This window comes from Pseudooceanicola pacificus, from assembly GCF_009789075.1.
GTDB classification, from domain to species: Bacteria; Pseudomonadota; Alphaproteobacteria; order Rhodobacterales; family Rhodobacteraceae; genus Pseudooceanicola; species Pseudooceanicola pacificus.
On sequence record NZ_WNXQ01000004.1, the window covers coordinates 384,559 to 406,192 of the forward strand.

A 21,634-nucleotide genomic window follows, 5' to 3' on the forward strand; every position below is an offset into this window, starting at 1 on the left:
TGCCCCGTGGCCCGGCGGCCAGCGGGCCGTGGCTCACGTCGCGCCGCCGATCCGTTCCTTGAACCGGGCCCAGGCCAGGGCAGGGGTCACGCCTGCGGGCCAGAAGGGCTGGAAGGGGATCGTCTTGATCGGGCTGGTCGGAAAGACGGGGTCGTGTGTGTCGCCCGCAACCAGCATCGCCGCCAGCTCTCGCCCCATGGCCGTGGCCATCGCGACGCCCCGGCCGTTGAACCCCACACAGGCGAACCCGGTTTCGCCGTAACGATGCACATGCGGATAGTGATCCTGGGTCAGGGCGACCCGGCCGTTCCAGCCGTATTCCCACCCGACCTGTCCGATCCCGGGCCAGAGCCGTTCGGCATAGCTGGCCAGCGAGGGAAAGGCACCGGGGCCGTTCGCATCCCCCATCCGGCCACGTCCGCCAAAGATCAGCCGGAGGGAGGCATCGACCCGGTAATAGGTCGTCACCGGGCCGACCTCGAACAAGGACTGCCCGCCCGCGAGGAGCCTGGCCGCCATCTCTTCGGGCAGGGGCGCCGAGGCGAGGATCGAGCTGAATACCGGGATGACCGAGCGGCGCAGGCGCGGGACCAGCCCGTCGGTGTAGCCATTGGTGGCAAACAGGACCTTCCTGGCCCGCACGCGGCCCTCGCCGGCGGTCAGGGTCCAGTGTCCACCCTGCTCGTCGGCCTTCACCACCGGGCTGTTGGACCAGATCGCAACCCCCTGGGCGCGGACCGCCGCCGCCAGCCCCCGGGCGTATTTCAGCGGATTGATCTGCCCGCCCTTGGGATCGAACAGACCGCCCGCATAGGAGGGCGTGCCAGTCGCATGGGCCATATCCTCGGCGCTCAGCAGCTCGCAGGGCAGGCCGTGGCGCCCCATCTGGCCCGCAAGATCGCGAAGCTGGGCCATGTGGATGTCATCCGTCGCCGCGCGAAGGGTGCCGCCGCGCCTGATGTCGCATGCGATCTGGTGCGACTCCACCAGTTCGAACACCCGGTCCGGCGCGTCTTGCGAGAAACGCACCGCCCAGGGACCGAACCGGGCGGCCACCTCGTCGGGCCCGTGTTTCAGACCCGGGTTGATCTGGCCGCCATTGCGCCCCGACGCCCCCCAGCCCGGCTCGTTCGCCTCCAGCACGACGCAGTCCACCCCCATCTGGGCAAGGTGCAGCGCGGTGGAAAGGCCGGTGAACCCGGCCCCGACGATGGCGACCTCGCAGGTCACCTCGGCCCGCAGCGGCTCGCGCTCACGTTCGGTGCTGCGTGCCTCTTCGGCGTAGAGAGAGCCGGGCATCGGTCGGCCCGGGCGAGTGGTGACAAAATCGACGAGCTTCATAACCTGTCCTGTGCCTGCACGGGTGCCGAGGGATCTCTGGCGGCCGCATCGGGAACTTGCACCAGGCATATGAAGTTTTCCACGAGATTCTTCACAATTTCATTTCCTGTAGCGCAAACGCGCCAAACCCTCTACTTGTGACAATACCTCAGGGAGCGGCACAAGCCGCAGGGAGATGTGAGCACGTGCCATCCAGTCCGAGCAAGACCGCCGCGGCCTCGCCTCTCTCGACGCTTGCACCGCATTCCCGCCCCCGTATGGACGAGGCGGCCTTTGCCCGGTTGCGCGACCGCCGCAAGATGCGGCGGCTGTCGCTGAAGACCGTCGCGGAATCGGCGGGGATCTCGATCGGGATGCTCAGCCAGATCGAACGCGGGATCAGTTCGCCCAACTTCTCGACCATCAAGGCGATCTGCGCCGCGCTCGAAATGCCGCTGGACTGGCTGTTCGACCCGGCCAAGGGCCAGCACGAGGTTGTCGTGCGCGCCAACGAGCGGCGCGAGATGAACCTGGGCGAGAACACGATGGCCAAGTCGCTGCTCACGCCCGACGGCGTGCGCGGCATCCAGATGATGCTGATCACGATTCCGCCCGGCATGAGTTCCACCGCCGAGCGGATGAACGAGGGCTACAAATGCGGCGCCGTCCTGACCGGATCGCTTGGCCTGAGCGTGTCAGAGGAGGTCAGCATCCTGAACGCGGGCGATTCCTTTGCCTTTGCCGCCAGCAAGACGCATCAGTACTGGTGCGAGGGCGACGAACCGGTCGAACTGATCTGGTGCGTGTCGCCGGCGATCTACTGACACCTGCCCGCCGGCGAACCCGGTGGCCTGTTGCGGGTGTCGCGGATCCGCCGGGGCCGAACCCGACCCTCCGGCAGACCCCGGGGTGACCCCTCGCGCCACCGCCCGGTCAGCGCAGTGCGCCACGGCGCGTCCTGTTGGCGGTTTCACCTTTGGAATCCACTCAAAACAGTTGTGCCGGGATGCGGCTACCCCCGCCCGCTCAGGCGCGTAGGCTGCGGCCACCTTGTCACCAGTCGCGTGACCGAGGTCCTTGAAACGACTTCGCGAGAATAGAGATGGCCATGACGAACAGCCTCAAACGAACCATATGCGCCTGTGCCTGCGCCCTGGGTGTGGCAGCCGCTCCGGGCACGGTATCCGCCCAATCGAACACCGAATCCGGCTGGGTCACCACATGGTCGGCCAGCCCGCAACCGATATGGGAGGGGAATTTCCCGCTCCCGACCCTGTTGCCGTTCAATCTGTGGCAGCAGACCCTCCGCCAGCCGCTGCGCATCTCGCTGGGCGGCAAGAGCTTTCGCATCGTGCTGTCGAACGAATACGGGCACGACCCGCTGCCGGTCGACGGTGTCTCTGTCGCCGTCTCGACAGGCGGCGGGGCGATCGACCTGTCGACACATCACGCGGTGACCTTTTCGGGGCAGGGCGCATTCGTGATCCCGGCCGGCGCGCCCATGGTCAGCGATCCGGTGCCGATGGAGGTCGCCAGCCTGTCCGAACTGGCCGTTTCGATGCATTTTTCGCGCCCGACCGAAATCCGGACATTTCACTGGGATGGCCAGGAAACCTCGTACCTCGCCCCCGGCGATCAGACGGGGGCCGCCGAGATGACCGACGCGGCGGAACTGCCCACCCGGATTTTCCTGAGCGATATCCTTGTCGAGGCGAACCCCGAGGTCCGTGGCGTCGTGGCCTATGGCGACTCGATCACGGATGGCGCCGCATCGGGCCCCGATCTCAACGCGCGCTGGCCCGACTTTCTGGCCGAGGCCCTTGTGGGATCGAATGTCGCCGTGGTGAACGCCGGCATCTCGGGGGCGCGGCTTCTGCACAGCAAGATGGGTGAAAACGCGCTGGCGCGGTTTGACAGGGACGTGTTGTCGCGACCGAATATCCGGACCGTGGTTCTGTTGATGGGCATCAACGACATTTCCTGGCCAGGTCAGGCTTTTGCCCCCGACGATCCGTTCCTGACGCTGGACGCGCTCAAGGCGGCCTATGCGCAGCTGTCCGCAAGGGCACGGATGAATGGCATACGGCTGGTGGTCGGAACGCTCACACCCTTCAAGGACGCGCTGAGCGGGTCCCCTCTTGAAGGCTATTACAGCCCGGAACGTGACAGGCTGCGCCAGGAGCTCAACAGCTGGATCCGGTCCTCGGATCTCTTCGACGCGGTTGTCGATCTTGACCGACTGGTCGCCGACCCGGACGATCCGGACCGGATCCGTGCCGATCTCCAGGCCGATCACCTGCATCTCTCGCCCGAGGGGAACAGGGTCGTGGCCGCTGCAATGTCGCCGGACGTTCTGTTTGGCGAAGACGCGGCGAAGTAGCGATGCGCCAGCGGCGGCGGGACTGTGGGGGCCGGTCGGGACAGTGCCGGGACCTTTCGGACCCGGGTCATGACCTCCAAAGCAGAGGTAAAATCAGATTGGCGTCCGCAGATGCGGGCGCTGAACCTTCCAGGCCATTGCCAGATCGTCATGCGCGACAGCGCGTTCCGGAACCCCGGCCTCGCGGGTCGGTGCACCGCATGCCTTGGGCCGTTCCTGGCGGCGGAAGGCAAATGTCTTGGCCCCCCGGTCTTTGGCACGTCTGAACCGCAGGCCTTGGCCGCTTGCGCCAAATGCCCCGGTCAATGAGCTGCGGTTGCCCTCCATCGCGGTGAACCGCATGAGCGCGGGGCAGGGCTGGACCCTCTCACACAAGCTGACCTTGTCCGATCCCCGGAATGGCCGGTGAACCCGGAGGCCGGGGCCCGGGTGACCGGCTCATGCCGGATGCGCGGCCCCGGGCCGCCCGGGCGCGGCAGGCAGCATGCCATTGTCCCGATACCAGGCGACTTCGGCGGCAATCGTCTCTTCCATCGGGCGGAAGGACAGGCCCAGCACTTCCCGCGACTTGGCCGGATCAAATCGGCTGCGGTCGAATTCGCGGCGCATGTTGCGCACGGCCGCCAGGCTCAGCAGCGCGGGGCGGCCTGTCAGGCGGGCGACGGCCTCCTGAACCCCGGCGATGAGCCATAGGGCCGCAGCCGGAATGCCCCGCCCGGGCGCGGCAACCCCGGTGGTCCTTTCGTACAGGCGCATCAGCTCTGCCATGGTGACATGCCGCCCGGCGGCCAGGTAATGCTCCCCCCGGCCTCCATGCCGCAGCGCGAGGATCTCGGCTTGCGCCACGTCGCGCGCATCGACAAATGCAAAGGTCGCGGGGGGAATGCCGGGCAGCTTGCCCCGCATGAAATCCAGCGTGAACTGACCCGCCGCCGTCGGCCCGCGGTCGCCCGGCCCGTGCATCCAGCCCGGCATGACAAAGACGCCAAAGCAGTCGGGATGCCGGTCCAGATGCGCCATGACGACACGGTCCGACAGGATCTTGGAGCGATAGTAATCATCCGCCCCCTCGACGGGGCGTTTCATGCTTTCGTCCACCAGTTGACCCTTGCCGCCGTCCACCACGGCGATGGAGCTGGTGTGCACGATCTGGCGGATGCCGGCGCAATACGCCGCCGCCATCAGCTGCCCGGTCGCGTCGACATTGATCGCCTTGAGCTTGTCCCAATGACGGCCACCGTAATAGCTGTCGCGGAAATAGGCCGCGGTGTGAAACAGCGTGTCGCATCCGGCCAGGGCCGCCGCAAATCCCGGTACGTCCTCCATGTCGCCCTGCACGATTTCAAGCCCGTCCAGGGCCCCGAACTGCTGTCGCGCCTTTTCGGCCGAGCGTGCCAGGCCGCGCACCTGAACCCCCTCTGCCAGAAGCGCGCGGACCAGGTTGTTGCCCAGAAGCCCGGTCGCCCCGGTGACAAAGGCAACTTTGGTATCGCGTGCCATCATCTCAGCCCGGGTCCTGACCAAGCGTCTGCATCAGGGTGACGCGGTCGTAAAACACCTCTTCATGCGTCGCATGTGTGTCGTTGAAGGTGAAGAACCCGGCAAAGCGGAACCGGAACGGCTTCCCGTTTGGCGGGATCAGGTGGTCCCCGATGGCCAGGGACCCGGTGAAGGTGCCGGTGAACATGGCCGTCATCGCCATATGCCGGTCGTTCCAGGCGACGGGCGACATCTCGACCGTCACATCGGGAAAGGCGTCGAACAGGGCCTGTTCGCGCGCCCGGGTCCCTTCGTGGCCGCGGGTTTCCGTCATCGGATCGACGAAGTGAAAATCTTCGGACATCAGGGCAAGCAGCCCGTCCAGGTCCCGTGTGTTGAATGCGGCGGTGGCGCGCTCGGCGAAGTTGAAGGGAATGTGCATCTCGTATCTCCTCTGCCACGCCAATCTAGGGCAGGGGGCGCGCTGCAAGAACACACGGCAATGGACAATCGTTTTGCGCAGACGCAAAATGAACCATGACCGATTGGGACGATCTTCGCGTGCTCCTCGCGATTTCGCGGCGGGGCAGTTTCCTCCAGGCCGGGCAGGCTTTGGGCATGGCGGCTTCGACCCTGTCGCGGCGCATCACCCGGCTGGAGGACGAGATCGGTGAACCCGTGGTCGAACGCGGCGTCGAGGGCCTGCGCCTGACGGCACGGGGGGCCGCCCTCGCCGTGACGGCGGAACGTCTGGAACGCGAACTCCAGCAGCAGACCGTCAGCATCAGCGGAGAGTTGTCCGGCGGTGTGACAGTCACGGCGGGCGACGGATTCGTGCCGGTGCTGACGCGGGCGATCGACCGCTATGTCGGCCTGCATCCGCGCTGCACCGTGGATCTGCTGGTGGATTCGACGCTCACCAAGGTCGCGCGGGGCGGGGTCGATATCGCGGTCCGGACCATTCACCTGGGGGAACCGTCGCTGATCTATTCCAAGGTGGCGTCGCTGTCATTCGGCGTCTACTGCGCCCCGGACCATGCCAGCCGTATGGGCGAACACGCGCGGCCCGAGGATGCGCGGATGATCGACCTGTCGCCGCCATTCGATCAGACGGCCCACCTGCGCGCCGCGCGGGCGGCCGGGTTCGTATCGGTGCGGTTTCGGGTCTCGTCGTTCTCGGCCCAGCTTGAGGCCTGCACCAGCGGCTATGGCGTGGCGGTTCTGCCCGACCTTCTGGCAAATGGCCTGGTGCAGCCCTTTGGCCAGGTCGTATTGCCGCCGTTGGACGTGTTCCTGGTCACCCGGCCCCAGGCCCTGCGCCAACCCCATCTGCGCGCGTTCTTCGACGTGCTGCGCCATGCCCTGCGCGAGGAAGGAGAGCGGGCGGGCTGAGACCGGCAAGATCAGACAGGTTCGCGGTGCCGCAGCGCGCGCCGCCAATGCCGGTGCGACCAGCCCGACAAGGCCGCCGGTCCTCAGACCCCGGCCATTGCCGCGGCCAGGGCGTCCAGGTTCGCCGCGTCCTTCACGGCGTCACATGCCGCGATCAACGGCGCTGCAACCAGTTCGTTGCCGCAGGCCAACCGCAGCTTTGCATCAATGTCGCTGTCGGTGAGCGGCTGCCCCAGACTGCCGCGCGCCTGTTCGACCTGGCGGCTCAGCCGCGTGCCGTCACTCAGCTCGACCGTCACGCACGCGCCGTTCAGGCTGTGGGACTCATCCACAAGGACCGAGACCTTTCGCCCCAACGCTCTGACAGCGGCATCGGCAACGGCGGCGTCGCTGAACTCTTCCGGCCCGGCGCGGCCGGTCAGCAGGGCCACGGCAGCGGCGTGCTGCGCACTCACCTGCGCCATGTTGCCTGACGTGGGTGCGGGCCGGTCCGTGCGTGTTTTCAGCAGCGGATGTCCGGCCAGCTCAACGGCGCGGATCATCTCTGCCCGCCCGGCCAGGTCCGCGTGCAGGTCAATGCATGCGTCCAGCACCGGGTTGAGGACGACGCCGCAGGGATAGGGTTTCAGCGCCGTGTCCAGCATGTGCCAGCGCACCCCCAGATCGGCCACCAGCGCCTCGGGGTGGACCGCGCCGTTGCCCAGCACGTCGAGAAAGCCGAACCTCAGGCCAAGCGGATCCGCCGGCCCGTCCAGCCCCTCGCCGGCGAGCATCGCGGCCAGCAGCCCGTCCCGCGCGGCCCCGCCGACGCCAAGCGACTTGGCCCCGGTGCCCAGCGTTCCGACAAAACCCGAGGCGCGGGTCATCGCGCCGCCAAAGGCCCATTCCGTCTGCTCGGGCGACAGGCGCAGCAGCCGCGCCGCGCCACCTGCGGCACCGAATACGCCGCAGGTGGCGGTAATGTGCCACCCGGCGGCGTAGTGCTGGGGGGACAGAACATCGGCGAAACGGCAGGCGACCTCCATCCCGGCGGCAAGCGCCGACAGCAGCTCTGTCCCGCTGCGGCCCCGGTCGATGCCTGCCGACAGGACGGCACCGGCCACCGGCGAGGTCGGGTGCAGGATCGAGGGGATATGCGTGTCGTCGTAATCCAGCGCATTGGCCGCCGCCGCAGTGTACCACGCGGCCCAGAGCGGATCGGCGACCCCCGCCGCCCCGGCCAGCGGCACGCGGCCCGGGGTTCGCACCGCCATTGCGGCCATCTTGCGCATCGAGGCCAGGCCGGATGCCGCCATCGCGCAGGCCAGCGCGTTTTTCAGCGCGAGCGCGGTGAAACGCAGCACCTCGTCCGGCGGGGTCGCCTCAAGGACGAACTGCGCCAGCAAGCGGCTCGGGCCGGGGCCGGTCTGTGTCATCTGGTCCTCCTCGGGGGCGATCGCGGGGACGGTAGAGGCCTCCCTTACCCCGGTCAATATCGTATGACCGTATGACCAAGATGGGAGATTCCCGCTTGTCGTGCCTGAAAGTTCGTCATACCATCATACGAAATCAGGAGGAAACCGGCCACCGCATGCGCCGGAGCAGGGGCCGAGGGAAACGATGCTCGACGAGACCGTACCGATCACCCATATCGACCCGTTCGAGGTCGAGGTCATCAAGAATTCCAACGCGATCATGGGGCGGGAACTGTCGCCCGCGCCGATCCTCTGGCTCGAGAAATACGGCACCTACATCACCGGCCGCTACGACGTCACGCAGGCGCTGCTCAAGGACTGGCGGTCCTTCACCTCGACGGTGAAGGCCTTTGGCAACCGCGAATATATCCGCACCCTGATGGTGCAGGAGGATCCGCCCGATCACAGCGACCACCGCAAGGAGATGATGAAGCTCTTCTCGCCGGTCGCGCTCAGGGAATACGAGGCATATTTCAACCAGCAGGCCGAGATCATGGCCGACGAGATCGTCGCCAGAGGCGAGGTGGACGGCATCGCCGATATCGCCTCGCGCTTTGTGCTCAAGGTGTTTCCGGACATCCTCGGCGTGGTCGACATGGACCGGCAGATGCTGCTGCCCTGGGCCGAACTTGCCTTCAACTCCACCGTGCCGGGCAGCCCGCTTTACAAGGAAAACCTCGAGCGCGCGGGCCACACGATCCAGTGGTTCGAAGAGCAGATGCGGCGCGAGAATGTCACGCCGGACGGGATGGCGGGCCAGATCTACCGGCTCGGCGACGAGGGCCGCCTGACGCCCGAAGAGGCGGCGATCATGGTGATCGTGGTCTTCAGCGCCGGGTTCGACACCTCGATCCTCGCCATCGGCAACGGGCTGAAATACCTGGCCGACAATCCCGACCAGTGGCAGATGATGCGCGACAATCCCAAGCTCGTGCGCACCGCCTTCGAAGAGACGATCCGCATGGATCCGCCCTCGCGCCTTCTGGGCCGGGGCGTGAGCGAGGATATGGAATTTTTTGGCGTCGACCTCAGGAAGGGCGACAGGATCGCCACGGTGCTGGGCGTCGCCAACCGCGACCCGGCCGCCTGGGAGGATCCCGACCGTTTCATGGTGGATCGCAAGCGGGTCCTGGGCCACACCTCCTTTGGCATGGGAATCCATGCCTGCGCGGGCCAGGCGCTTGCCCGGATGGAATTCGCAGCCATCGTCGGCGCGCTCGTCCGCCGCGTGGAGCGGATCGAGCTGACCGGCGCGTGCACCCGCAAGGTCAACAACCAGGCCTCCGGCTGGGATCACGTGCCGCTGCGCCTGCATCCGGGCTGAAAGCGGCCGCCGCCACCAGGCCCCGCCGGGTGGCCCTCACACAAGCCGCAGGTAAGAGACAATCGCGCGCGCTGTGCCGCGCTGCGCCAGGCGCAAGCGCAAGTCGTCGATCGCCTCGGTCACGGTGACGGGGTCCGAAACGCAGCGGAACCGGATCGTGACGGTGCCGCCATCGTCCGCAACGGACTCGATTTCGGCGCCGACCGCTGTGAGGGTGCGGCGCACTTCGCCGGACAGGTCGGTGTGGCTGGCCGGTTCCACCTAGGCCGCCCCGTATCTGCCGCAGGTGACCGCGAGGGCCGTGGCCCGGGCGCAGACGGCGCGGAAAGCAACGCCGTTCACGCGACCGCCCCTTCCGTGCCGGGCTCTGCCTGTTCGGCCTCTGCCTTCATCAGGTCGTTCATCTTCCAGCGGAACATCGACAGCGCCGCATCGGCCGAAACCGGGACCATCTTGACATAGGGGTCCAGGCTCAGCGTGCGGCTCTGCGCCTCGATCATCTCCTTGTCCTCGTCAAAGGCGCGCAGCGTCAGTTGCATCGCATGTTCGGCCTGCTCTGCGCTGCCCGTGCGCGACGAGGGACCGTTGGTAAAGAAATAGCGCGCGGTCGTGTCGGTGATCGGCAGGATCAGCTGGCAGGTGCAGGAGGCCTCGATCGGGTCCACCCCGTCCGGCGCCTGATCGCCGCAGCGCTCGGCGGTCCCGGCGGGGTAGGTGCCCGATGTCATCAGCAGCGCGCCGGGGACGAGGAAATCGTAAGTCATCCAGCGGTCGGTCTTGCCGCTGCCCCCCTTGAGCGAGGTGCGCGGCATCGGCATGTCCCGCAGCCAGCGGCTGATCCGGACACCGCGGTCCAGCTTGGAAATCCGCGGCCGCGTCAGCGCGAAAAGCGGGGAATCCCCAAACGTGTTCTCATGCACATAGGACAGATGCGAGAAGTCGAGCAGGTTGTCGTTGATCAGCATGTAGTTCGCGTCGTAATCCAGATGCCCCCGGCGGAAGATCCAGGCGGGATCGTCCACCGCCCGAACCGGCGGGATCAGATCCGGGTCGGCGCTTGCCGGGTCGTCCATCCAGATCCAGACCCATCCGCCGCCTTCCGTGACCGCATAGCTGCGCACACAGGCATGGGGCGGGATACGGTCCTGGCCGGGAATCTCGATGCAGCGGCCGGTGCGGTCGAATTTCAGCCCGTGATACATGCAGCGCAAGTCATCGCCCTCGATCCGCCCGATGGAAAGCGGCGCTGCGCGATGGCAGCACCGGTCCTCAAGCGCGACCAGCCTGCCGGCGGTGTCCCGGTAGAGCACGATCGGCGCGTTCATCACCATGACCCTGTGCTTGTCGCCGGCGGCGATCTCGTCCGACCAGGCGACCATGTACCAGGCCCGTTTGACGAATATGCGCTCCATAGCTTCCTCCCTCGCTGTGCGGGGCAGGCCCGCAGGTGTTCGCCCGTCGCCCGGCTGTCGTGAAGGCCGCGCAGGCCCGCAGCAGGTTCGGGTCGACATGCCTCGGGTCCGGCGTCCTGCTCCGGCGGCCGTGGTCAGGACAGGCCGTTGCGCACCAGCCAGTGCTCGATTGCGGCGGCGATCTCGTGGCTGTTCCGCTCCAGCATCATGGCATGTCCGTTGCCGTGGATCCCCTCGTCTTCGAGCCGCATATGGGCGACATCCGCCCCGGCCTGGGCCAGGAAATCGACCATCCCGTGATTGTCGGCGGACATCCAGGAGGCCTCGGCGGTCACGACCACGATGGGAAAGCCGCAGAGGTTGGGCAGGCGCCGGGCGGGTTCGGCCTGGACGCGACAGGGCACCGCGCCCTCGAACGGTGCGGGCCGTTCCTCGGTCGCGATATCCCCGGGGTGCGCGGCGGGCGGGTCGAAGGTCATCGGCGCGGCGGTGATCCCCCAGGCGAGCCGCCCGCTTGGCCGGTCGGCAAAGGGCGGACCCACGGGTTCCACCGCGACGATCCCCGCCACAAGGCCCGGGCGCGCATCCGCCATCAGCCAGCCGGTCGGCCCGCCCGCGCTGTGGGTCAGCAGGATCGCGGGCCCGATCAGGTCCAGCAGCGCGGCACCCGCCGCCTGGCAATCCGTGTGGCTCTGCCCGATATCGGCGGCCATGGGGCCAGCCCCGGCAAAGAAGGTATCGAACGCCGGATCGCCCAATTGCCCGCTGCCCGGCCACTGGTTGTGCAGTGCGGCACTCGGATATTGCCCGGGCTCCGCCTCGGGCCGGGAAAACAGCTTTTCGATGAAGGCGGCGACCGGGGGCGGGCCCATCTCGCCCTGCACCGCCGGGTGATGCGGCGCGCGGCCGTGACCGGGGCGGTCCACCACATAGACGGCATAGCCGCGCCGGACGAACCAGTGCACCCAGCCCTCGCCGCCATCGGCGGTGCCGAGATAGTCGAGCCCCTGACCGCCCCCGCCATGGATCATCACGATGGGCAGGGCGTGGCGCAGATCGGAGGGGATCCAGTATTCCACATACATCTGCCCGCGCAGCGCCTTGCCACCTGGCAGATCGACAGGCTGCGCCCCGGTCCAGAAGAACCCCTGCGCGGCAAGGCGCAGCTCTGCGCCTGCGCTGGCGTGAAGATCGGCGGGGCGGAAGGATCGGGTCATGGGCCTGCTTTCGCACGGACGGACAGGGACCGCACTGGGACGGGAACCGCCCGGTGCGGCGCACGCCGTCACACGGTTTCGGGCAGTGGCGGCGCTGTTTCGAGCGTCTTGGTGAACATCGCGCGTTCCCGGGCCACGTCGGGATGATCCGTCAGCTGGCGCATGCCGATCAGCGCCTCCTCCAGCGCCTGGCCTCCGCCATTGGCGTGATAGATCATCCGCTTGTTCTTTACCGCCTGGGGCGAGGCGATGTTGTCGAACTTGTCCTTCCGCTCGGCGCTCCAGCGGTCCAGCGCATCGTCCGTCGCGCCGTTCATGATGATCGCCGCAAGCGTGGGGTAGAGCGCGAAGGTGTCGAACAGCCCCGAGGTGAGGCCCAGCCCGCCCGTCGGGTTCGTCGCATGGGCTGCGTCGCCCGCAAGCACCACCCGCCCCTTGCGGAAGGTCGGGGCCGAGCGCTGGTGCATCCGGTAGGGGCTGGCCAGCTTGACCTCATAGCTCTCGTTGCCGGGAAGGAGGCGCGAATAGGCCTCGGGGAGGCGCTCCATGAAGGTCTCTTCGGGAAGCGAGGCGTCTTCCATATAGGTGCAGCGCCACAGGCCGTCATTGTCGATCTTGGCGATGATCGCCCCGTCCCGGTCGTCGATCACCATCATCGAGCGGGCATAACCGAACTTCTCGAAATCGTAATAGAGGTTCGTCGCCACGAAGCGTTCGGGCCAGGTCATGCCCTCGAAGGGCAGCTCCAGCAACTCGCGCACCGTGCTGGCGGCCCCGTCGGCGCCGATCACGTATTTCGCGCGATGCTCGACCGGGCCGCCTGGTGCCTCGGCGCGGACCGTGACGCCCTCGGCGTCCTGGGTCAGTCCGGTGACCTTGGTGTCGAATTCGACCTTGGCATTCGCATGGTTCGACAGGCGCGCCATCGCGATCTCGGCCAGCTTGTTCTGGCCCATATGCAGGTTGTTCGGGTGGCGGACATGGCCTTCCAGCACATTCAGGCTGAAAAAGATCTTCTCCTGCGTCTTGTGCACGAGATAGCAGTAATCCTGCTTCTTGAACCCGATCCGATAGGCATCGTCCAGGATGCCCAGCTTCTCGATCCCGTCGAGGACCGACCAGTGATAGACCATGGCGCGCGGCGAATCCTGAATGCCCGGCGCGCGTTCCAGCAGGCGCACCTTTACCCCGGCCCGCGCCAGGCCCAATGCGTTCAGGAACCCGGTCGGGCCGCCGCCGACGATGATGACGTCATCCATTTCATATCTCCCTTACTGCCTGCGTGGCACACCCGGGGCCGGTCGGACCCGGGGCGATCTTGCGGATCAGAGCAAGCCTTCCTCGGTCAGGACCTTCCGCGCGAGGCGGAAGCATTCGACGCCGCAGGGCACGCCCCCGTAGATCGCGACCACGTGGATGATCGCGCGGATCTCTTCCTTCGAGACGCCGTTGCGGATCGCGCCGCGGCAGTGGGTCTCCCACTCCTGCGCGCGGGCCAGCACGCCCAGCATGGCCAGGTTGATCATGCTGCGCGTCTTGACATCGATCGTCTCGTCCCCCCAGCCGAAGCCCCAGCACCACGAGGTCATCGCCTGCTGGAACGGGCGCGAGAAATCGTCAGCCGCGGCCAGGTTCTTTTCGACATATTCGGGGCCAAGCGTCGCTTTGCGCTTTGCAAGCCCGGCTTCAAACAGGTCTTCCAGACCCGACTCGAAGAAATCTTCCATGTGGTACTCCTTTGCTGGTATCGCGCCTGCGCGGGGCGGCGCCGGGTCAGTCGGTCGGGTCGGCGTCAAGGCGAATGGCGACCCCTTCGGCCCCTGGCCCCGCCGGCGGGTAAAGCGTCATCTTGCGCGGATCGTGCCCGGGTATGACGCCGGAGCGATCCGTGGCGAGGGCATAGATCCGGTTGTAGCCCTCAAGCGTGTCGGCCAGGCTGTGCAGGATCGGAAAGGCACGGCCCTGTTCCATGTTGGCGTAATAGTGGCTCGCATCCGAGGCGAGCACCATCCAGCCGCGCCGGGTCCAGACCCGGACAACCTGCAGGCCCATGCTGTGGCCGCCCACGTGGTGCAGCTCCAGCCCCGGCGCCAGTTCAGACACTCCGTCATGAAAGGTGACGCGCCCGGCATAGACCTTGCGCACCATCTCGACGACGTCGGCTTCCTCGAACGGGTGGCGCATCGCGTCGTGGCACATGCAGCGGCCCGTGCAATAGGCCATCTCGCTGTCCTGCAGGTGATAGCGCGCGCGGGGGAACAGCGCGTGGTTTCCAGCATGGTCGAAATGCATATGCGACAGGATCACGTCGCCCACCGAGTCCGGATCGACGCCCAGCCGGGCCAACGCCTGCCCCGGATCGTTCACCAGCTCGCGGTTCCGCTTGCGCGCGATTTCGGCGTCAAAGCCCGTGTCCAGCACGAAACTGCGCGACCCGTTGCGGATCAGCCAGATGAAGTAATCCATCGGCATCGGCCCGTCATGCGGATCGCCGCCCAGGAAATTCCCGGCGACGGTCGCCTTGGCGTTGTGGCCGTAGCGGATCGCGTAGATCTCGTAAGGGGTCATCCGGTCTCCTCCCGGCCCGGTCGGGCCTATGCCCCTTCGCGCTCCTTCGCCCGAAGGGAGACCCCGGCGCGCGATTCCGCAAGCTCTGCGATCCGGCAAAAATCGCTGTCGGGGCCAAGTTCCTCAAGCGCCCTGTCCCATTCCGCCAGCACCGCCGAACAGGCCGCGACGTCAAGGCCGAGTGTCTTGGCCGTTTCGACAAACAGGCGCACGTCCTTGCTCATCAGCCCGGTGGTGAAGCCCGCGTCGAAGCTGCCGGTCAGCACCCGGTTGGGATACTTGTCCATCGTGGCGGTGTTGCGCCCGCTGCTGACATTGATCACGTCCAGCATCACCTTGGGATCGAGGCCCGAGCGCACGCCCATCGACAGGGCTTCGGCCGTCACGGCCATGGCGGTGGCGGACAGCATGTTGTTCACCAGCTTCATGGTCTGGGCCAGACCGGCGCTGTCGCCGATATAGAACGGCTTGCCAATCGCCTCGAAGGGCGCGCGCAGGTCATCGAAATCCTGACGCGGGCCCGAGAACATGACCGAAATCGTGCCCGCCACGGCGCCCGAGACACCGCCGCTGACCGGAGAGTCGAGCCAGCGCACATTGCGCCCGGCCAGGTCGGCGGCAATGGCACGCGAGGCTTCCGGGCCGGTGGTCGACAGGTCGACAACCCGCACCAGCGCGCGGCCTTCCAGGCCCTGCGCGACGCGGCGCACCACATCGGGCGTCGGCAGAGACAGGAAGATCGTGCCCACCCGGTCCGCCAGCTCGCGCAGCGAGTCCACGGCCGTGGCGCCATTGTCGACGAAACGCTGTGTCGCGGCGGCGTTGGTGTCATGGACGACCAGCGACAGACCGGCCGCCTGCATGCGTGCCGCCATCGGGGCGCCCATGTTTCCCAGACCGACAAAGCCAAGTTCTTCCTGCATGGCGTCCTCCCTCTCCTGCTGCCTCGACATCTCCGCGCCACGGGGTCGGATCGGGCCAACAGGTGGAACGGCGTCAAGAGTATGGATAGTATGGGTATTACCGTAACACAATCCTAAAACGGAAAATGCCGCGCCCCGGTCGGCGGTTTGCCCACCGTCCTGCCGGGGGGGTCAGCCGGGCATGTTCTTGAGGGCCACCGCGGCGGCGTTGCGGACATGTTCCACCGCCAGGCGGCGTGCGGTTTTCCCGTCGCGGACCATCATCGCGTCCACGACCGCGCCGATTTCTTTCACCGACTCCTCCAGCCGGCCCGCCTGCTGCAGCGATGTCGCCCGCAGAAGGACGACCTTGGAGTTGAGATAGCCCAGGCTCGGCCCGATCGCGGTGTTGCCCGACCCTTCGAAGAGGCAGGCGTAAAAGTTGTTCTTGGCCTCCAGCCGCACCAGCCGGTCGGTGGTGTGGACCGCCGCCTTGATCTGCTCGAACGCCACTTTCAGCCGCGCGCGGGCCTCGTCATCCGCGCTTTCGGCAAAAAGCTCGCTCGCCAGCCCTTCGAGCTCTTCGCGCACGCGATAGAGATCCTCGGCCTGTTTCCTGGTCAGCCGGGCCACGATTGGCCCGCGATGGGGCACGATGTCGATCAGCCCCTCGGTTTCGAGCTGGCGCAGCGCCTCGCGCACAAGGGTGCGGCTGACCCCGGTGAGTTCGCATAATTCGCGTTCCGGCAGGCGCTGGCCCCCCACGAAATGACCCAGGGCTATCGCGTTCCGGATGTTTTCGGTGACGGTATGGCGCAGGGGGGCCGCGACACGTTCGGCCTTCATTTCAAACTTGGCGGGTGTGGTCTGGCTCACGTGATCTTCCGGCCTATGGTTGCATAATCATACAATATCAGTGTTCCCGGTTCGTTGAAATGGCCTGCAAGCATGGCGGGTCAGGCGGCCGACCAGCCGCCGTCCACCGGCAGGGTCGCGCCCGTAATGTCATCGCCGGCGGGCGAGCAGAGCAGACGGATCATCGCCGAAACCGCCGCGGTGCCCACGAAACGGCCCGTCGGGTTGCGCCCGATCAGATATGCGGCCTGGGCCTCCTCCATCCCGATCCCCTCGGCGCGCGCCTGCGCGGCGATCCTGTCCAGGATGGCCCCGGTGGGCAGGGTGCCGGGGCTGACCGCGTTGCAGGTGATCCCCGTGCGCGCCAGTTCCACGGCAAGCGCGCGGGTCATCCCCAGCAGTCCCGTCTTGGTGGTGACATAGTCGACGCGGTTGGCAGCGCCCCGCTGGCCGTAGATCGACGAAAGGTTGACGATCCGCCCCCATCCCCGCCGCTTCATGCCCGGAACCAGCAGGCGGGCCAGATGGAACGGCGCCGAAAGGTTGACGGCAAGCGCAAGGTCCCATTCCGCCGGGCTGTATTCCTCGACCGGGTGGAAATGGCGCACCACCGCGTTGTTGATCAGGATGTCGATGCCGCCGAACCGGTCCTCGGCCGCCGCGACCAGCCGCTCGATGGCGGCCAGGTCGCGCAGGTCGGCGGGGTGGAACAGGGTCTGAACCCCTGCCTTGCGGGCGAGATCGGCGGCGATCCCCCTGCCTGCCTCGTCCGCAGCGATCCCGGTCAGCACGACCCGCGCGCCTGCCGTGGCCAGGTCCTGCGCTATGTCGAGGCCCAGCCCCGCATCGGACCCGGTGACAAGGGCCACGCGACCGCTGAGCGGGCCCGCCATCAGAACCGCGCGGCGGGGAGCGACGCGCCGCCGTCGATGGCGATCTGCTGGCCGGTGACAAAAGAGGACGCATCCGAGGCGAGGTAGAGCGCAAGCGGCTTCACCTCATCCGGCAAGGCCACACGCCCCATCGGAACGCCCGCGGCAAAGCGTTTCTGAACCTCGGGATCGCGGATATGACCCTGACCGATATTGGTCACGAAGGGGCCGGGCGCGATGGCGTTGACGCGGACATTGTCCTGCGCCAGCTCGATTGCCGCGGCGCGGACCAGCTGCGCGGCACCGGACTTGGCGGCGGCATAGCTTGCGTTCAGCGCCGGCGCGGGGCGCAGGGCCGAAACCGAGGTGGTGACGACGATGCTGCCCGTCCCCCTTGGCCGCATGTGGCGCGCCGCGGCCCGGATCGAGTAGAACACGGCGTTCAGGCTCAGGTCGACGACCTTCAGCCAGGGCGCGTCCTCTGCCGCCTCGATGCGATGCGCGTCGACCCTTTCGCCGGCGGGGGAGAGGGTGGCAAAGCCCGGGCCGGGGTCGATCCCGGCATTGGCGAAGACGATGTCGAGCCGCCCCTGCCGGCCGGCCACCGCGTCAAAGGCCGCGTCGAGCGCGGCGCGGTCGGTCACGTCCAGCTGCGCGCCCTGCACGTCGTGCCCTTCGGCCACCAGCCGGGTGACCTCGCGCTCCAGCGCCGCCGCGTCCATGTCGAGCAGGGTGACAGAGGCGCCATGCGCCGCCAGCACTTCGGCAAAGGCCAGGCCAAGCCCGCTTGCCCCGCCGGTGACGATGGCGGCCCGGCCCGCGACCGAAAACGTGTCGGCGAGGTTCATGTCATCCGTCCTTCCCGGCCCCAGGCCGTCATTGTCCCAGCGAGGGAAGCCACAGCGTCAGCCCGGGGATCAGGATCAGCAGGGCGATCTTGATCACGTCGGCCAGAACGAAGGGCATCACGCCGCGATAGACTTCGGACAGCTTGGCATCCGGCGCGACGCTCTTCATCACGAAGAGGTTCAGCCCGAAGGGCGGCGTCACCACGCCAAGCTCCACCAGCATGACCATCACGATGCCCCACCAGACCTGATCGTAGCCAAGCCCGGTGATGACGCCCGCCATGGTCGAGGCGGTGATCATCATGATCGTCATCGAATCCATCACGCTGCCAAGCAGCACGAAGAGGATGGCAATCAGGAACAGGATGACGAGAGGGGGCAGGCCGGTGTTCAGCAGATAGCCCGTCACCACCGGCGCGACGCCGGTCGAGGCCATGAAGAAGGTGATGACAAGCGCCCCGATGATCACGAAATAGATCATCGAGGTCGATCGCGTCGTCTCGGATGCGACCCGCCAGAAGGACCCGCCCGACAGCTTGCCGCGCCAGAGCGCGACGAGGAAGGCCAGGATGGCGCCGACCGCCGCGGCCTCGGTCGCGGTGAAGATGCCGAAGAAGATGCCCCCGATCACCAGCGCGAACAGCAGGATCGCCGGCCCGCAGGCCAGAAGCGAACCCCAGAGTTCGGCCCGGTCCCAGGCGGACCGGCTGGGCGCGGCGGCCGGGTTGAAATAGACCTGCAACGCGATGGCCGACATGTAGAACAGGATGGTCAGCAGGGCAGGGACAAGCACCGCGATATACATCGTGCCAATCGATTCCTCGACCAGCAGCGCATAGACCACGATGGCGGTTGAGGGCGGGATGAGCTGCCCCAGCGTGCCGCCTGCGGCGATGCTGCCCGTGGCGAGGGTGCGGGCATATCCGCGCGCCTGCATCTCGGGATAGGCCGCGCCGCCGATGGAGGCGACGGTCGCCACCGAGGAACCGGTCAGCGCCCCGAACCCCGCGCAGCCGCCCACGGTCGCCATGGCAAGGCCGCCACGGAACGGCGCGAAAAGGGCATGGGCAAAGCGGTAGATGTCGCCCGACATGCCGCTTGCCACGGCAAAGCCGCCCATCATCAGGAACAGCGGAATGATGGCGAGATCGGCACTGGTCAGCAGCTCCGATGTTTCGGAGGCGGCGATGTTGACCGCGGTGTCGAAGCCGAAGGTGCCGGTGATCCCCAGCCCCGCGCAGAACAGCATCGCGGCGGACAGCGGCACGAAGAAAAGGATCATGATCCAGAGCAGGACAAAGACGCCAAGCGCCGCCGTCAGCATGCTGCCAAGCAGATAGGATTGCAGCGACAGGACGCCGAAATACGCGCCCAGGCAGACCGCCGCGCCGATCAGCGCCGCGATCACGACAGCGCCGAACCGGCCGGGCAGGCGCGTCGCCTCGTCCAGGAAGACAAGGAGCTGCGCCGGAATGGTGAGCACCAGCAACGCCGTCACGGCGGCCATGAAGGGCCAGGTCGGCATCTGCAGGATTGTCGTGATGATGCCGCGCTCGCGCATGGTCATCGTGTGTTCGATCATGCCGATGAACAGCAGGACCAGCATGACGAGGTAGATGGCCGAGCCGATCGCCCTGAGCCAGTTCACCACCCGTTCCGGCAGCACGGTGTCGAGGATGTCGATCTGCAGTGTCGCGCGGTCCGAGATGCCGCTGGCCAGCACCGCCGCGATGGCCACCGAGAAGAGCATCGTGAAGACTTCGTTTGACCCGGCGAAAGGCGCGTTGAAGATCGCGCGCAGGATGATGACGTCGGCGACGGTGAACAGCGCCACCGCAAGCATCAGCACCACGCCCGCCGAGGCGATGGTCCGGTTCAGGGCCGCCAGGGCGGCGTCGGCCCCGGCGACATAGGGATGGGCCTGCATCGCGGGCCGGGGCATGGAAGCCGTTCCCGCATCCTGTCGTTCTGTGTCCGAAGACATCATGACCGCTCCTCCCCCTGTCGGCGCGATGCCGGAACCGCATCAAGGCGGCCGCGCCGGACGCGGCCGCCTCTGTCATGCGAACCCGGAGCTCAGTACTGCGCGGCGGCTTTCTTGTATTCCTCGGTATAGACCCTGAGGATTTCCGCGCCGTTCGGGGTTTCGGCCGCCCACTGGTCAGCCACCTTGGCGAGGGCGGCGTCCCACTTGGCCTTCTCCACGTCCGAGAGTGTCACGAAGTGGTAGTTCTTGTCGGCTTCCAGATAGGCGCGGTTGGACTCGTCATAGGCCCGCTGGCGCATGCCGTTGTCGATGGACCCTTCAAGGCCCGACACCGATTCCAGGATCTTCTTGGCCTCGTCGCTGAGCCCGTCGTAGAAATCCTTGTTCATCACGAAGGCGGCCGGAACCATGCCGAAAAAGACGTTGTCGACCTGATAGCCCGTCACCTCGCCCAGCTTGAAGCCGACGATGGTCACGCCATTTGCCACGCCGCCCTGCACCACGCCCTTGGACAGCGCCTGGTAGGCTTCCGAGAACGGGATCGCGATTGGCGAGGCGCCGAGGTTGGTCAGCGCGGCGGCCGAGTTCTTGTCATTGGCGCGGACCTTCATGCCCTTCACGTCGTCCATGCTGTCGACCTCGGTCTTGGAGATGAAGACGTTGGCCGGCACGGTGACGAGGTTCAGAAGCTTCACATCGTCATATTCGCCCTTCAGCAAGCCCTTCTCGTACAGCTTCCAGAGCGCGACCGAGCCCGCGACCACGTTGTCACCGGTCCCGGGAACGGTGGTCACATGGGACCCGGTGAACGGCAGCCCGGTCGGCGGCAGCACGACGATGCCCATATCGGCCACCCCGTCGACGACGCGGTTCCAGACGTTCACCGCATTCGCAAAGGGCGGCGGAAAGGCCTGCACCCTGAACTCGCCCTTGGCCCGTTCGTTGAGCTCGTCGATCCAGGGGCCATAGGCCACCTTCATCAGGCCGCTGTCGGCCGACAGGGCCGTCGCGAACTTGATCAAGGTTTCGGCCTGCGCCGCCGAGCCAAGCCCGAACGACACCGCGCCGGCCAGGGCCAATGCGCCGAGCTTGCCGGTCAGCCGCGTGAAATTAGTAGTGATGGACATTGAATTCCTCCCTTTTTCGGGCCGCGATAAGACGCCACCCGTTCCTCACCCCGTTCCCTGAGGGACGTCTGGTAGATTATTGTATGATGATACTACCAAAGTTGGAAAGCAAGGCAATACTCTCTCGGTCCGCCGGCGTCAACCTTGAGAGGGGCCCGTTCGGCAGGGGGAGGTGTTCCGGCGGGACGGCCAGCCCGGACATGCCCGGCGGCTCGATACTGCTCGGCCCCGGCCTGGCAATCGGCAGGATCATCCGGCGATGATGGCCGCCTGCGCCGAGGGCGTGGGGCATCCGATGGGCCCCGGCCAGATCGACGGGCCGGCGCCGTGCGTCCTGCAGGGGCGCCACATCCGAGTCTCGCGCCACAGGACGGGTGGGTTCGCTGCGCGGGGTAGGCACCGGAATGATCGTGACCCGGTCGCGGCGTGGGACGGGATCGCGCGCATTGTGTTCGGCCTCACGCGCGATCATCTGCCCGATCGGCATGTCCTCCGAC

The 21,634-nt window shown here is 67.0% G+C and carries 20 protein-coding genes; 4 read left to right on the forward strand and 16 right to left on the reverse strand.

The features are described 5' to 3' along the window. Positions 1-33: 33 nt before the first annotated feature. On the reverse strand, positions 34-1,341 hold the full coding sequence (locus GLS40_RS09920; RefSeq protein WP_160382600.1) for an NAD(P)/FAD-dependent oxidoreductase: 1,308 nt from the start codon (positions 1,339-1,341) through the stop codon (positions 34-36). A gap of 185 nt (positions 1,342-1,526) precedes the next feature. On the opposite strand from GLS40_RS09920, the gene GLS40_RS09925 reads away from it, so the two are divergent. Together GLS40_RS09925 and GLS40_RS09930 are read left to right on the forward strand one after the other, a co-directional pair. Continuing rightward, the gene (locus GLS40_RS09925; RefSeq protein ID WP_160382601.1) at positions 1,527-2,144 is read left to right on the forward strand and encodes a helix-turn-helix domain-containing protein; all 618 of its coding nucleotides are present in this window, start codon (positions 1,527-1,529) and stop codon (positions 2,142-2,144) included. Positions 2,145-2,428: 284 nt separating this feature from the next. After that, complete coding sequence (locus GLS40_RS09930) at positions 2,429-3,700, forward strand: SGNH/GDSL hydrolase family protein (protein WP_160382602.1); 1,272 nt, start codon at positions 2,429-2,431, stop codon at positions 3,698-3,700. A 438-nt stretch (positions 3,701-4,138) separates the two neighbouring features. Here the strand turns inward: GLS40_RS09930 and GLS40_RS09935 are convergent, their stop codons facing one another. Both GLS40_RS09935 and GLS40_RS09940 read right to left on the reverse strand, forming a co-directional pair. Beyond that, positions 4,139-5,203 (reverse strand): SDR family oxidoreductase, encoded by a 1,065-nt coding sequence (locus GLS40_RS09935; RefSeq protein WP_202076041.1) that lies wholly within the window; start codon positions 5,201-5,203, stop codon positions 4,139-4,141. Between the two features lies 1 nt (position 5,204). Next, a complete protein-coding gene (locus GLS40_RS09940) occupies positions 5,205-5,621 on the reverse strand; it encodes an ester cyclase (RefSeq protein WP_160382603.1) in 417 nt (138 codons plus the stop codon). Positions 5,622-5,716: 95 nt separating this feature from the next. Between GLS40_RS09940 and GLS40_RS09945 the strand changes: the two genes are divergently transcribed. Then, on the forward strand, positions 5,717-6,571 hold the full coding sequence (locus GLS40_RS09945) for a LysR family transcriptional regulator (RefSeq protein ID WP_160382604.1): 855 nt from the start codon (positions 5,717-5,719) through the stop codon (positions 6,569-6,571). Between the two features lie 83 nt (positions 6,572-6,654). Here the strand turns inward: GLS40_RS09945 and GLS40_RS09950 are convergent, their stop codons facing one another. Further along, positions 6,655-7,986, reverse strand: coding sequence for an MmgE/PrpD family protein (locus tag GLS40_RS09950; RefSeq protein WP_160382605.1), 1,332 nt, complete (start codon positions 7,984-7,986; stop codon positions 6,655-6,657). A 184-nt stretch (positions 7,987-8,170) separates the two neighbouring features. Between GLS40_RS09950 and GLS40_RS09955 the strand changes: the two genes are divergently transcribed. After that, complete coding sequence (locus GLS40_RS09955; RefSeq protein ID WP_160382606.1) at positions 8,171-9,349, forward strand: cytochrome P450; 1,179 nt, start codon at positions 8,171-8,173, stop codon at positions 9,347-9,349. 36 nt (positions 9,350-9,385) lie between these two features. Here GLS40_RS09955 and GLS40_RS09960 read toward each other — a convergent pair whose 3' ends face one another. The 12 genes from GLS40_RS09960 to dctP all read right to left on the reverse strand — a co-directional run bounded on the left by GLS40_RS09960 (position 9,386) and on the right by dctP (position 21,137). After that, positions 9,386-9,610: a hypothetical protein gene (locus tag GLS40_RS09960; protein WP_160382607.1), complete on the reverse strand. Its 225-nt coding sequence runs from the start codon at positions 9,608-9,610 to the stop codon at positions 9,386-9,388. A 77-nt stretch (positions 9,611-9,687) separates the two neighbouring features. After that, a complete protein-coding gene (locus tag GLS40_RS09965; RefSeq protein WP_160382608.1) occupies positions 9,688-10,761 on the reverse strand; it encodes an aromatic ring-hydroxylating dioxygenase subunit alpha in 1,074 nt (357 codons plus the stop codon). A 134-nt stretch (positions 10,762-10,895) separates the two neighbouring features. After that, positions 10,896-11,978, reverse strand: coding sequence for an alpha/beta hydrolase (locus GLS40_RS09970; protein ID WP_160382609.1), 1,083 nt, complete (start codon positions 11,976-11,978; stop codon positions 10,896-10,898). Positions 11,979-12,046: 68 nt separating this feature from the next. Continuing rightward, complete coding sequence (locus tag GLS40_RS09975) at positions 12,047-13,237, reverse strand: FAD-dependent oxidoreductase (RefSeq protein ID WP_160382610.1); 1,191 nt, start codon at positions 13,235-13,237, stop codon at positions 12,047-12,049. Positions 13,238-13,303: 66 nt separating this feature from the next. Then, a complete protein-coding gene (locus tag GLS40_RS09980) occupies positions 13,304-13,705 on the reverse strand; it encodes a carboxymuconolactone decarboxylase family protein (RefSeq protein WP_160382611.1) in 402 nt (133 codons plus the stop codon). A 46-nt stretch (positions 13,706-13,751) separates the two neighbouring features. Next, positions 13,752-14,546, reverse strand: coding sequence for an N-acyl homoserine lactonase family protein (locus GLS40_RS09985; RefSeq protein WP_160382612.1), 795 nt, complete (start codon positions 14,544-14,546; stop codon positions 13,752-13,754). Positions 14,547-14,572: 26 nt separating this feature from the next. After that, complete coding sequence (locus GLS40_RS09990; RefSeq protein ID WP_328598890.1) at positions 14,573-15,499, reverse strand: NAD(P)-dependent oxidoreductase; 927 nt, start codon at positions 15,497-15,499, stop codon at positions 14,573-14,575. 141 nt (positions 15,500-15,640) lie between these two features. Next, positions 15,641-16,324, reverse strand: coding sequence for a GntR family transcriptional regulator (locus GLS40_RS09995; RefSeq protein ID WP_202076042.1), 684 nt, complete (start codon positions 16,322-16,324; stop codon positions 15,641-15,643). 80 nt (positions 16,325-16,404) lie between these two features. Next, positions 16,405-17,196, reverse strand: a complete 792-nt coding sequence (locus tag GLS40_RS10000) for an SDR family oxidoreductase (protein WP_160382614.1) — start codon at positions 17,194-17,196, stop codon at positions 16,405-16,407. Continuing rightward, positions 17,196-18,023, reverse strand: a complete 828-nt coding sequence (locus GLS40_RS10005; protein ID WP_160382615.1) for an SDR family NAD(P)-dependent oxidoreductase — start codon at positions 18,021-18,023, stop codon at positions 17,196-17,198. Before GLS40_RS10005 ends, GLS40_RS10000 begins: the two co-directional genes overlap by 1 nt. A gap of 28 nt (positions 18,024-18,051) precedes the next feature. Then, positions 18,052-19,965, reverse strand: coding sequence for a TRAP transporter large permease (locus GLS40_RS10010; protein ID WP_160382616.1), 1,914 nt, complete (start codon positions 19,963-19,965; stop codon positions 18,052-18,054). A gap of 134 nt (positions 19,966-20,099) precedes the next feature. Then, entirely contained in the window at positions 20,100-21,137 is a 1,038-nt protein-coding gene (gene dctP, locus GLS40_RS10015; protein ID WP_160382617.1) for a TRAP transporter substrate-binding protein DctP, read from the reverse strand. Positions 21,138-21,634 lie beyond the last annotated feature (497 nt).